At 66.6% G+C, this 12,042-nt stretch carries 13 protein-coding genes and 1 tRNA gene; 7 read left to right on the forward strand and 7 right to left on the reverse strand.

Going from position 1 to position 12,042, the window contains the following annotated elements; translation table 11 throughout:
- The first annotated feature begins 96 nt into the window (after positions 1-96).
- The 3 genes from BA022_RS09865 to BA022_RS09875 all read left to right on the forward strand — a co-directional run bounded on the left by BA022_RS09865 (position 97) and on the right by BA022_RS09875 (position 4,123).
- Positions 97-2,406, forward strand: coding sequence for an NADP-dependent malic enzyme (locus tag BA022_RS09865; RefSeq protein ID WP_015912743.1), 2,310 nt, complete (start codon positions 97-99; stop codon positions 2,404-2,406).
- Between the two features lie 96 nt (positions 2,407-2,502).
- Positions 2,503-2,979: a MarR family winged helix-turn-helix transcriptional regulator gene (locus tag BA022_RS09870; RefSeq protein WP_088887398.1), complete on the forward strand. Its 477-nt coding sequence runs from the start codon at positions 2,503-2,505 to the stop codon at positions 2,977-2,979.
- A gap of 4 nt (positions 2,980-2,983) precedes the next feature.
- Positions 2,984-4,123 carry an FUSC family protein gene (locus tag BA022_RS09875; RefSeq protein WP_088887399.1) on the forward strand — a complete coding sequence of 380 codons (1,140 nt, stop codon included), beginning with the start codon at positions 2,984-2,986 and terminating at the stop codon, positions 4,121-4,123.
- A gap of 74 nt (positions 4,124-4,197) precedes the next feature.
- Here BA022_RS09875 and BA022_RS09880 read toward each other — a convergent pair whose 3' ends face one another.
- Positions 4,198-5,433, reverse strand: coding sequence for an MFS transporter (locus tag BA022_RS09880; RefSeq protein ID WP_088887400.1), 1,236 nt, complete (start codon positions 5,431-5,433; stop codon positions 4,198-4,200).
- Between the two features lie 143 nt (positions 5,434-5,576).
- On the opposite strand from BA022_RS09880, the gene BA022_RS09885 reads away from it, so the two are divergent.
- Positions 5,577-6,302, forward strand: a complete 726-nt coding sequence (locus BA022_RS09885; protein ID WP_088887401.1) for a haloacid dehalogenase type II — start codon at positions 5,577-5,579, stop codon at positions 6,300-6,302.
- 102 nt (positions 6,303-6,404) lie between these two features.
- Here the strand turns inward: BA022_RS09885 and BA022_RS09890 are convergent, their stop codons facing one another.
- Genes BA022_RS09890 through BA022_RS09900 form a run of 3 tightly spaced genes read right to left on the reverse strand, consistent with a single transcriptional unit; the run spans position 6,405 to position 8,219 of the window.
- Complete coding sequence (locus BA022_RS09890) at positions 6,405-6,980, reverse strand: YceI family protein (RefSeq protein WP_088887402.1); 576 nt, start codon at positions 6,978-6,980, stop codon at positions 6,405-6,407.
- Between the two features lie 46 nt (positions 6,981-7,026).
- Positions 7,027-7,608 (reverse strand): YceI family protein, encoded by a 582-nt coding sequence (locus tag BA022_RS09895; protein ID WP_418236219.1) that lies wholly within the window; start codon positions 7,606-7,608, stop codon positions 7,027-7,029.
- A 44-nt stretch (positions 7,609-7,652) separates the two neighbouring features.
- The gene (locus BA022_RS09900) at positions 7,653-8,219 is read right to left on the reverse strand and encodes a cytochrome b (protein WP_088887404.1); all 567 of its coding nucleotides are present in this window, start codon (positions 8,217-8,219) and stop codon (positions 7,653-7,655) included.
- A gap of 277 nt (positions 8,220-8,496) precedes the next feature.
- Here BA022_RS09900 and BA022_RS09905 point away from each other — a divergent pair, with 277 nt between their 5' ends.
- From BA022_RS09905 to BA022_RS09915, 3 genes are all read left to right on the forward strand, one after another.
- Positions 8,497-9,183 (forward strand): DUF3334 family protein, encoded by a 687-nt coding sequence (locus tag BA022_RS09905; RefSeq protein ID WP_011804539.1) that lies wholly within the window; start codon positions 8,497-8,499, stop codon positions 9,181-9,183.
- A 167-nt stretch (positions 9,184-9,350) separates the two neighbouring features.
- Positions 9,351-9,677, forward strand: coding sequence for a hypothetical protein (locus tag BA022_RS09910; protein ID WP_015912735.1), 327 nt, complete (start codon positions 9,351-9,353; stop codon positions 9,675-9,677).
- 72 nt (positions 9,678-9,749) lie between these two features.
- A tRNA-Ser gene (locus BA022_RS09915) sits at positions 9,750-9,837 on the forward strand.
- 283 nt (positions 9,838-10,120) lie between these two features.
- Here BA022_RS09915 and BA022_RS09920 read toward each other — a convergent pair.
- The 3 genes from BA022_RS09920 to cobO form a co-directional block, all read right to left on the reverse strand.
- Positions 10,121-10,522 carry an MAPEG family protein gene (locus BA022_RS09920; protein WP_088887405.1) on the reverse strand — a complete coding sequence of 134 codons (402 nt, stop codon included), beginning with the start codon at positions 10,520-10,522 and terminating at the stop codon, positions 10,121-10,123.
- 399 nt (positions 10,523-10,921) lie between these two features.
- Positions 10,922-11,434 (reverse strand): methylated-DNA--[protein]-cysteine S-methyltransferase, encoded by a 513-nt coding sequence (locus BA022_RS09925; RefSeq protein WP_228403562.1) that lies wholly within the window; start codon positions 11,432-11,434, stop codon positions 10,922-10,924.
- Between the two features lie 32 nt (positions 11,435-11,466).
- Positions 11,467-12,036 carry a cob(I)yrinic acid a,c-diamide adenosyltransferase gene (gene cobO / locus BA022_RS09930; protein ID WP_088887407.1) on the reverse strand — a complete coding sequence of 190 codons (570 nt, stop codon included), beginning with the start codon at positions 12,034-12,036 and terminating at the stop codon, positions 11,467-11,469.
- Positions 12,037-12,042 lie beyond the last annotated feature (6 nt).

A 12,042-nucleotide genomic window follows, 5' to 3' on the forward strand; every position in this document is an offset into this window, starting at 1 on the left:
GCTGCCGTGCAGGCCCTCTGTTTGCGTCAGCATGCAGTAAGCTTGTCCGGCCCGTGTTGGCCTGTTTTTTCGTGCACCGCACCATTCGTATTTCGTATGACCCAGCCCCTGTCTGCCGCTGAAGCGGCACTGCGCGAAGCCGCGCTCGAATACCACCGCAACATGACGCGCGGCAAGATCGCCGTCACGCCCACCAAGCCCCTGTCCAACCAGCGCGACCTGTCGCTGGCCTACTCGCCTGGCGTGGCCTATCCCTGCCTGGACATCCAGGCCGACCCGACCAAGGCGTTCGACTACACCTCGCGCGGCAACCTGGTCGGTGTGATCACCAACGGCACGGCCGTGCTGGGCCTGGGTGACATTGGCCCGCTGGCCGGCAAGCCGGTGATGGAGGGCAAGGGGTGCCTGTTCAAGAAGTTCGCCGGCGTGGACGTGTTCGACATCGAACTGGACGCACGCGACCCCGACAAGATCATCGAGATCGTGGCAGCACTCGAGCCCACCTTGGGCGGCATCAACCTCGAAGACATCAAGGCGCCCGAGTGCTTCTACATCGAGCGCGAGCTGTCCAAGCGCATGAACATTCCGGTGTTCCATGACGATCAGCACGGCACGGCCATCATCTCCAGCGCCGCGCTGCTCAATGGCCTGGAACTGGTGGGCAAGCAGATCGACCAAGTCAAGGTCGCCGTCTCGGGCGCGGGTGCCGCCGCCATTGCCTGCGTGGGCGTGATGGTGGGCCTGGGCGTGAAGGTGGAAAACATCTTCATGTGCGACTCCAAGGGCGTGATCTACGAAGGCCGCCCCGGCGGCTTCGATGAATCCAAGGCACGCTACGCACAGAAGACCGATGCACGCACGCTGGCCGACGCGGTCAACGGCGCTGACGTATTCCTGGGCTGCTCGGCCCCCGGCGTGCTCACGGCCGAGATGGTCAAGACCATGGCGGACAAGCCCATCATTCTGGCGCTGGCCAACCCCGAGCCCGAGATCCGCCCCGAACTGGCCAAGGCCGTGCGCCCGGACTGCATCATCGCCACCGGCCGCTCGGACTACCCCAACCAGGTCAACAACGTCCTGTGCTTCCCCTACATCTTCCGCGGCGCGCTGGACTGCGGCGCTACCAAGATCACCGAGGCCATGAAGCTGGCCTGCGTGCGCCAGATCGCCGCGCTGGCCAAGGAAAACATCAGCGAGGAAGTGGCTGCCGCCTATGCCGGTCAGGAGCTGACCTTCGGCCCCGATTACCTGATCCCCACGCCGTTTGACTCGCGCCTGATCCTCAAGATCGCCCCCGCCGTGGCGCAGGCAGCGCTGGAGTCGGGCGTGGCCAGCCGTCCCATCGAGGACATGGAGGCGTACAAGGAGAGCCTGTCGCGCTTCGTGTACCAGACCGGCATCCTGATGCGCCCGGTGATCAACGCCGCCAAGACGCTGCCCAACGCGCAAAAACGCGTGGCCTATGCCGACGGCGAGGACGAGCGTGCGCTGCGCGCCGCGCAGTTTGCGATCGACGACCGTATCGCCCACCCGATCCTCATCGGACGCCCGGCGGTGATCGCCGCGCGCATCGCCAAGGCCGGCCTGCGCATGCAGCCGGGCAAGGACGTGGAGATCTGCGACCCCTCGGACGACCCGCGGTTCCGCCAGTATTGGGAGGCCTACCACCAGCTCATGAAGCGTGACGGCGCCACGCCGGAGGTGGCCAAGGCGGCCGTGCGCCGCTCCAACACCATCATCGCCGCGCTGATGGTGAAGCTGGGCGATGCCGATGCAATGATCTGCGGCCTGGTGGGTACCTACGAGACGCACCTGGAGCGCATCCACAGCATCCTAGGCCATGCACCCGGCGTGCAGCAATACGCCGCGCTGAACGCGCTGATGACGACCAACAACGGCACGCTGTTCATCGCCGACACCTACGTCAACGAAGACCCCACGGCAGAGCAACTGGCCGACATTGCCTGGTCTTCGGTGCAGGAAGTGCAGCGCTTTGGCATTCCGCCGAAGGTGGCGTTCCTGTCGCACTCCAGCTTCGGCTCGTCCAAGCGCGCCTCGGCGCGCAAGATGCGCGCCGCTCGCGACCTGTTCGTGGCCCGCCATCCCGAGATCGAATGCGATGGCGAGCTGCATGGCGACGCCGCGCTGGAGCCCAAGATCCGCAACAACTACCTGCCGGACTCCACGCTCACCGGCTCGGCCAACCTGCTGATCTGCCCGAACATCGACTCGGCCAACATCCTCTACAACGTGCTCAAGACCACGACCAGCGGCGGTGTCACCGTGGGCCCGATTCTCATGGGTACCTCCGCCACGGCGTACATCCTCACGCCCGCAGCCACCGTGCGCCGTGTGTTGAACATGACCGCACTGGCCGTCGCCAGCAGCGCCGCGCGCCGCAAGTAAGCGCAGCGCACAGCAGGGCCGCCCGCCAGTCCATGGTGCGCGGCCCTTATTTTTTGACAAATCATTTGAATTCAAATAATTTGTTAGAATAACAAAATGACTGCTGCCTCACCGTCCGATGCCACCCGCCTCGCCAACCCCAAGCGCCTGCTGGGCGTGCGGCTCGTGGGCCTAGGCCGGCGTTGGCGCAAGACGCTGGACGCACAACTGGCCGCCGAAGGGCTGAGCGACGCCGTCTGGACGCCGCTGGTGCACCTGCACCGCCTGGGCGACGGCATCTCGCAGACCGAGCTGGCAGCCGCCGTGGGGCTGGACGGCTCCAGCCTGGTACGGCTGCTGGACGCATTGGCAGCCCAGGGACTGGTCGAGCGCCAGGCGCACGCGAGCGACCGCCGCATCAAGCTCGTGCATCTCACTGCCGCTGGCAAGCGCACGGCCAACGGCATCCGCAAGCGCCTTGCCGCCATCGAGGATGAGTTGCTGGCCGATCTGGACGAGGCCACCGCCCGCACCCTGCTGCAGGCCTTCGAGCAGATCGAAGCGCGCATTGCCAGCGCCCAGCACGAGGACTGATGCCATGGCGTTGCCAACCGGCCCTCTTCTTCCCAGCTCCCACGGCCACGCTCTGCGCCAGGCATTGGCATCCGCGCGGCTGCGGGAGAGCCTGTCGCTGCAGCGCCCCGCCTCGTTGCGCAACGCCACGATTGCCGGCGCGCAGGTGGCGTTGGCGGTGATCCTGGTTGCCGGGCTGCTGCATGTCTCGCCCTGGGCCCAGGTGGCGGGCTTCGGCGGCCTGGGCGCTCTGGCGGCACTGTTCGGGCGCTTCGCGCCGCTGGCCCGCCGCCGCGGCGTCGTCCTCAGGGCCGGGGCGCTGCTGGTCATGCCCGTGGCGCTGCTGTCGCTGCTGGCCTGGTCGGGGCTGGGACCGGTAGCCATGCTGCTGGCCCTGTCGGGCATGGCAGGGCTACTGGCATCACTGGCCCACCGCATGCAGATGGGCGCGCCGGGAGCGGTGATTTTCATCTTCGCGGCCAGCGCCGCGATCAGTCCGGTTGACAGCGCGCTGGCACTGGCCGGGCGCGCCGGCGCCACCGTCCTGGGCGTGGCCGCCGCCTGGCTGTTGTGCCTGCTGACCGACCGCCTGCGCGACCTGGAAGTAGCACCGCCTGCCGCAACACCCGTCCAGGCAACGGCGGGGGCACGTGCCCCGAAGCCCCTCACTCCGGGTTACGCACCCGTGCAGTCGGCACGCGTGGCGCTGTGCGCCGCGCTGGCCGCCCTGCTGGCACACGCCGCGGGCTGGGCGCACCCGGCCTGGGCGTCGATTGGCGCGGTGGCCGTGCTGCAAGGTGCGCACCTGCCGGGCACGGTGCACCGCGGCTGGCAGCGCACGCTGGGCACTGTGGTGGGCGCTGGCATCGCCTGGGCGATCCTCTCGTCCGAGCCATCGTTCTGGACGCTGCTGCTGGCCGTGGCCGTGCTGCAGGTGCTGACTGAGGCGGTGATCGGGTTCAACTACGCACTGGGCCAGATTTTCGTGACGCCGATGGCTCTGCTGATGACGAACATGGCGCACCATGGCGAAGCCGCGGAAATGGCACTGTCACGCATCTTCGATACCACCCTGGGCGCGGCGGTAGGGATTGTGTTGGCGCTGGTACTGTCGTCGCTGGACGAGAGGGTGTACCTTGCGCGCCACCATGGCCGCGCGCAGTGATTTAAGGTCAAACAGGCCTCTAGCGCCCATCCAACAAGCGCCAGCAGCTTTTTTTTTGATAGCAAAACAACAGATCAGCGAGCCCGTGTCCGCCGCTCGCTGGCCAGCGCCGCTGTGAACACAGCCAGGCCGCCCAGGCCCAGCAGCGCCCCCACCCAGCCGGTGGAAGTCCAGCCGCCGCCCGCTGCGATGGCCACACCGCCCAGCCAGGCCCCCAGCGCATTCGCAGCGTTGAAGGCGGAATGGTTGAGCGCGGCCGCCAGGGTCTGCGCATCGCCCGCCACGTCCATCAGACGGATCTGCAGCGCGGGACCGATGGCCACCACCGTACCCAGCAGGAAGACGGACAGCGCCGCCGTCAGCGGGTGGTGCGCCGCCGCGACGAACACCGCCATCACCGCCACCGACCACCACAGCAGCTTGCCCACGGTGGGCATCAGTGCGCGGTCCGCCATGCGCGAGCCCACCAGGTTGCCCGCCACCATGCCCAGGCCAAACAGCGACAGCGTGAACGGCACCAGCGCCGCCGGCATGCCGGCCACTTCCAGTAGCGTGGGCTTGATGTAGCTGAACACCGCGAACATGCCGCCGAAGCCGATGGCGCCGATGCCCAGCGTGAACCACACCTGGCCCCGCGCCAGCGCGCCCAGTTCGCGCCAGGGGCTGGCGCCCTGCGGCGCGGGCATGTCGGGCACCCAGCGCCGCACCATGAACACCGCCGCCAGCGCGATGGCCCCCACAAACACGAAGGCCGCGCGCCAGCCCAGCAGACTGCCCAGCGCCGCCGCGATGGGCACGCCCACCAGCGTCGCGCTGGTCAGCCCCAGCATCACCCAGCCCACGGCCCGGGCGCGCTGGCCCGGCCGTGACAGTGCCGCGGCCACCAGCGCCGCGACGCCGAAGTAGGTGCCGTGCGGCAGGCCGCTGACCAGCCGCAGCAGCCCCAGCGACGCATAACCTGGCGCCAGCGCCGACGCAAAGTTGCCCAGGGCGTAGACCGCCATCAGCGCCATGAGCAGCGCCCGCCGGCCCCAGTGCGCCGCCAGCACGGCCAGCACCGGCGCGCCCACCACCACGCCCAGCGCGTAGGCGCTGATCACGTGCCCGGCCTGCGGAATGCTCACCCCCAGGTCGAGCGCCACCTCGGGCAGCAGGCCCATGATGACGAATTCGCCGGTGCCGATGGCAAAGCCCCCCACGCCCATGGCCAGCACGGCGCGCACCAGCGTGCGCTCGTCCGCGGGGCTGGCGGCCGCGGCATCGGCGGGGGGTGTGACAGTGCTGGAAGTGGGCGTGGCAGAAACAGTCATGGAAAGATCGAAAACCAGGGTTAACCCCAGGGCGCGCGACCATAGCACGCATGGCCCTTCCCCGCCGGCGCACGGGCTTGGGGCGGCTGCACGTACGCGATACAGGTGCTACGCTGCGGCGCAATGCCATCACAGGGCCGACCATGAACGCTGATTCCGCTCTTCAGGAGATCGCCCGCACCGTGCAGGTGCTGGCCTTTGACACCTTTGGCACGGTGGTGGACTGGCACGGCAGCATCGTGCGCGAAATGCAGCAGCGCCACCCCCGCGTGGACGCCGACGCCTTCGCCCGCGCCTGGCGCGCGGGCTACCAGCCAGCGATGGCCCGGGTGATGAGCGGCGCGCAGGGCTGGACGCTGATCGACGCCCTGCACCGCCAGATCCTCGACGAAATCCTGCCGCGCTTTGGCCTGGCGCACCTGGGCGAGGAAGAGCGCGTGCACCTGAACCGCGTGTGGCATCGGCTCTCTCCGTGGCCCGACTGCGTGGCGGGACTGACGCGGCTCAAACGCCGCTACACCATCACTACCCTGTCCAACGGCAACATCGGGTTGCTCACCCACATGGCCAAACGCGCCGGCCTGCCCTGGGACTGCATCCTGAGCGCCGAGGTCTTTCGCGCCTACAAGCCCGATCCCGCCACCTACCTGGGCGTGGCCCGCGTGTTCGACCTGCCGCCGCAGCAGGTGATGCTGGTGGCCGCCCACCACGACGATCTGGCGGGCGCGCGCGCCTGCGGCCTGCGCACGGCTTATATCGAGCGGCCGCTGGAGTTCGGTGCGGGCCACGCCAAGGATGTCTCGCCACGCCCAGCCAACGACCTGCACGCGCGCGATTTGCTGGACCTGGCGGACCAGTTGGGGGCGTGACGGCCGGCGTGCGGGCGCAATGAAAAAGGGCTGGCACCTGACGGCACCAGCCCTCGAGGCAGTCGCACGGACCTGGACAACCAGACCCGTGTATTTGCCGGCTTACTGCTTGACGGCTTCGATCTGCGCCACGATGCGCACGTTCTTGGGGAAGCCGTACTGCACGCCGTAATCCACGCCGAAGGCCGTGCGATCGATCGTGGTCTCGAAGTCGCCGCCGCACACTTCACGCTTGAGCATCGGGCTGTCGTAGCAGGCGAACTGGTTGGCCTTCAGGGTGACGGGCTGCGTCTTGCCCTTGATGGTCAGGTTGCCCGACACGGCCGTGAGCTTGTCGCCCTCGAAGGTGAACTTGTCGCCCACGAACTTGGCGGTGGGGAACTTAGCCGCGTCAAAGATGTCCGCGCTCTGCAGGTGCTTGTCGAACGGCGCGGTACCGGTATTGACGGAGTCGATGTGCAGCGTCAGCTCCACCTTGCCGGTCTTGCCGGCCTTGTCGAACTGCACGGTGCCTTCCTTCTTGTCGAAGCGGCCGCGGTTCACGCTGGCGCCGAAGTGGCTGATCTCGAACGTGGCGAAAGTGTGCGTGGGGTCCACGGCGTACGTGGCGGGCTGGGCGTGCACGGCACCTGCGGTCAGGGCAGCGGCGGCAGCGATGGTCAGGAAGGTGGAACGCATGTCGGTTTCTCCGTAGTAGAGGTTGGTGATTAAAAAGGGGGAAGCGTTAAAGCTTGGGCACGCCGGTCAGGGCCAGCTTGAACTTGACCTGCACCTCGTCGGCCACCATGGACGTATCGGCCCATTCGTTCTCGCCGATCTTGAACGCCAGGCGCTTGATGGCGAAGCTGCCCGCCGCGGTGGTGATGGCGCCGCTTTGGGTCAGGGTGACGGGCACCACGACGTCCTGCGCCGCGCCCTTGATGCTGAGCTTGCCGGCCACTTCGTACTTGCCCGCGCCCACGGCCTTGATGGCGCTGGACTGGAACGTGGCCTGCGGGAACTTGGGCACGTTGAACCACACGGGCTTGGGCAGCTCGGCATCGGTTTCCTTCACGCCCAGCGTGGCACTGCCGGTATCCACGGTGAACGCCACCTTGCTGGTGGCGGGCTTGGCGGGGTCGAACGCGACCTGGGCATCAAACTTCTTGAAGCGGCCCTCGACGGGCACGCCCATCTGCTTGCTCACGAAGACGATCTCGCTCTGCTCGGGCACGAGCTTTTGCTGCGCGAAGGCGCTGCCTGCGGCCAGCAGCGCGGCGCCGGCCAGTGCCATGCCAGCAAGACGGGGAAAGGACGACTGCATCATGGTGAATGCTCCATTCATGGATCTGGACGGGAAGAGAAACGGGCTCAGCCACGCGCCGGCAGCATGCGGCCTACCAGGCCGTCGCGGTCGATGAGCTGGTGCTTGACGGCTGCCGCCACGTGCAACACGACCAGGGCGGTCAAGGCGTAGGCGCTGATGGCATGCAGGGGCTTGATGGCCTCCGCCAGGGCAGGGCTGACCGGCACAAAGTCAGGCAGCGGCACCACGCCGAGGAAAACGATGGGAAAGCCCGCGGCCGAGCTGTAGGCCCAACCCACCAGCGGCACGATGAGGAACAGCGCATACATCAGGTAATGCACGCCATGGTGCGCGGCCTGCTGCCAGCGCGGCATGGCTGCCAGCACCGCCGCAGGCAATGCGGGCGGACGGTGAGTCAGGCGCCACAGCAGCCGCAGCACCGACAGCGCCAGGATGGCCACGCCCGCCCACTTGTGCCAGTTGTAGAGCTTCAGGCGCTGGGGCGAAAACGGCAGCCCCGTCATGTACCAGCCGACACAAATCACGGCCACGATGGACAGGCCCAGGATCCAGTGCAGGGCGATGGCGGTGGCGCCGTAGCGCGCGGGGCGTGGTGCGGAAGCGGTGGTCATACGGAATGGTGGCGGTAGAGGAACAGTGCGCGGCGATTGCCCGGATGGGACCCGCAGCAGAGACGGCGCTCTGTTGAAGTGACGCAGTCTAGAGTGCACTCCGTGCGGTAAGTTTCAACCGTATTGATGTTTCGATTCAAAATTTATGAACGACAGCGGTTAACCACGTTGGACAGGGGCCCTCGCGCACCCGCGTGCGCAGCAGGGCATGTCATGATTCGCGCATTGGCCTTCGCCACCTTTGCGTTCGCCGTCGCCGCACTTTCACCGCATCCCCATGACTCCTCCCTCCACTTCCGTCGTCTACGGCACCGAAGACGTGCTGGTCTCGCTGTGCAACTCCGTGACCCGTGTGCTGTCGGTCGCCACCCAGGGCCCCGTGCACTACTCAGGCATGGTGCAGCGCATCACCAAGACCTGCCTGAAGCCCGACATTGGCTGCTTCGTGCTGTTCGACGGCGGCTTCTCGGGGCTGGTGATCATCAATTTCTCGGCCGCCGCAGCCATGGAAATTTACGAGCGCTACATGCTCAGCATGGGCATGTCGGCGCAGGAGCTGGCCAGTTCTTTCACCTCTGACGAAGTCAGCAACGTCATGGGCGAACTGATGAACCAGGTGGTGGGTGACTTCACCGGCAAGGTGCGCCGCGAACTGCAGACCCACATCACGCAGAACCAGCCCAAGATGCTGGTGCTGAACCAACAGGTGGTGCTGAGCGTGGACGCCAACCTCGACCAGCCCGAGGCCCGCCGCGTGACCTTCTACACGGGCAGCAACAACATCTTCTATCTGGAACTGGCGATCGACCGCACACAGTTCATCAAGCTCTACGACTTCGAACCCCAGGACGCGCCCGACCCCGACGCACTCATGGCGCAGGCGGCAGCACCCGCGCCAGCGGCAGCCCCTGCCAGCGCAACGGATGCCGACACCGAGGCGCTGCTCCGGTCACTCGGGATGTAGCATCATTTTGCTATTAAAAATATAGCTTTTAGCACTTATCCGTAAAGCGCTAAAAGCCATTTTCACTCATAGTCCGCCCGCGTCCTACGACAAAGGAGGCCTGGTGCCGACGGCGCGCCCGCACACGCCTTCTAGGCTGGAAGCCATTTCCACAGCGGAGTGCCACCATGCCCCAACGCACCTGGAGCGCCAAACGCGAGCGCCAATACGAGCACATCAAGGACAGCCTGCTGGAGCGCGGCGAAAAGCGGGACACCGCCGAAGAAATCGCCGCACGCACCGTGAACAAGGAACGTGCCCAGCACGGCGAGGCCAAGCAGGCCGATCCCCACACACTGCAGGACACGCCCGCCCCGGTACGCGGAGGCCAGCGGTCGCACCAGGGCCCGCAAGGCCGCACGCGCGAGCAACTCTACGAGGACGCCCGCCGACGCGGCATCCCCGGGCGCTCCAAGATGAACAAAGCCCAACTGGCGGCTGCGCTAAAGCGCTGACTACGAGCCCCTACAGGGCCACACCACAAGCACTGCGCCGCCCCGCCACCCGCTTACAATAGGCGGCTTCGCGGAGACTTGGGTGAGTGGTTTAAACCAGCAGTCTTGAAAACTGCCGACGGGCAACCGTCCGTGAGTTCGAATCTCACAGTCTCCGCCACCGCCAGAAAAATCAGCGCCTCGCGAGGGCGCTTTTTTTATGTCCATTCGGGGGCGGATGAAGCGGGTTTGCCAGGTTCACATGCCAATCCGTGATGGGCCAATCGCCTCTGGCATTGCGTTCACAGCATGGTGCGCAATGACTCGCCGGTAGCGTCTCCAGCAGCTTCAGGCGCGCGTGTGCCGAGTGACATGGTTCGCATGCGCCTGGCACCACTTCTTTCATGGCCGGTGCGTGGTGCCCCTCCCGAAACACAACGGCCCAAGACCGTTGCGCACCACATCTATGCCGCTGCAAAAAGCAACGCCAATGCGAGTACGGTACCGCCAACATAGGTGCCCAGCGCCCCCACGGCACGGAAAGGGTTGGGACGCGCCAACGTGGCAGAACCCAACACGCCGATCACCAACAGATAGCGCGACGCGGTCACGCCCACCATCACCCAACTGACCCATTCCGCCGAACTCCGCTGACCCAGCAGGTAGATCAGAAGCGCCAGCATGGCTGCATATTCGGCAGTGTTGCCGTGGGCACGCACCGCCTTGGTCAGCGCATGGGCTGGATCGTCTGCCCCTGCGCACAGAATCCGAAACCGAGCGCGGGTCGCACTGACGTACAGGCCGCTCAGAAACAAAAGCAGCGCCAGCGCAGCAATGCAGAAAACAGCCACAGTCGAAGGTTGCATGGTGACTCCCCAAAGGTAGATAAAAACCCCGCCCACCGGCAACGTACGCCAGCCCGGTTACAGGCCTGTTGCGGAGTACCGTTCCAGTGCAGCGTCTTGTACGCAATGCCCAAACGTCCTGGCACCTCATGGAAGTACCGCCGCTCGCCAGGAAGCGTTCCGGCGCCTTTCTACCATCGACACCTGTGGTGCCACGCGGCGAGCGCATTCCGCTGCGCTCACTGCTCCATCAACGCCACCGGTCGCCGGGCACCCCCATTCGCCGTCATGGACCAACCAGTGCCAGCGGCACGCGGCCGCGCTCGCGCTGCAGACAGAGGTTCTGGACGGCGCTGGCGGTGCGCGCCAACGGCGCGATAAAAGGCCGCGCATTCGGCGGCGGTGTGGGCGTGGGGGCCGTTATGGCGTCTCGTTCAACCAATCGCGCTGCGCGGAAGTTTCTTCCAACGCCAGCAGCGCACGCTTGCGCGGCAGGCCGCCGCCAAAGCCGGTCAAGCTGCCGTTGCTGCCGATCACCCGGTGGCAGGGCACGACGATGGAGACCTTGTTCTGCCCGTTGGCCGCAGCGACGGCGCGCGTGGCCGTGGGCTGGCCGATGGTCCGCGCCTGCTGTGCATAGCTGCGCGTCTCGCCGTAAGGGATGGCCAGCAGCGCCTGCCACGCGGCGATCTGGAATGGCGTGCCCACCAGGTCCAGCGGCACACTGAACACGCGGCGGCGGCGCCCGAAGTATTCCGCCAACTCACTGGCCAGCAGCACGGTGACCGCATTGCCCTTCTCCTGCAGGGCCTTACCGCGAGCGGCCTGCACCTGGGCCAATTCACGCTCCACACCCGGCTGCCCCAGGAACTCCAGCAGACACAGCCCCCGGTCCGAAGCCACGGCCAGCATCTCGCCCAACGGGGTAGGCATGGTCTGCGCATACAGCATGGCGCGGCGCCCCCTCAGTCCTCGATGCCGCGCTGCGCGGGAATGCCCGCCTGGAACGCATGCTTGATGAGCTTCATCTCCGTCACCGTGTCGGCGATGGCGATGATTTCCTCGGGGCAGCGGCGGCCCGTCAGGCACACGTGCACGTCCTTGGGCCGCGCCGCCAGGGTGTCCAGCACCTCCTGCAGTGGCAGCCAGCCATAGATCAGGGGATAGGTGATTTCGTCGAGCACAACGAGGAAGTTCTCGCCCGACAGGATGGCCCCACGGGCCTTGGCCCAGCCGTCGCGCGCCAGTTGGGCGGAGTGGTCCAGGTCCTTGCTCTTCCAGCTGAAGCCGTCCCCCAGGCCTTCGATGGACAGGCCGATCTGCTCGAACATGCGGTGCTCGCCGAAGCGGGCGCTGGGCACCTTCATGAACTGGAAGACCTTCACGGCCTTGCCCCGGCCATGCGCGCGCAGCGCCAGGCCGAAAGCCGCCGTGCTCTTGCCCTTACCGTCGCCGGTGTTGACGATGACCAGGCCCCGGCGCTCGCCTTCGGCCTTGTCGTAGCGTTTCTCGGTGGGGGGAGTTTCAATCTGCATGCAATG

This window comes from Diaphorobacter nitroreducens (genome assembly GCF_002214645.1).
Classification (GTDB): Bacteria; Pseudomonadota; Gammaproteobacteria; order Burkholderiales; family Burkholderiaceae_C; genus Diaphorobacter; species Diaphorobacter nitroreducens.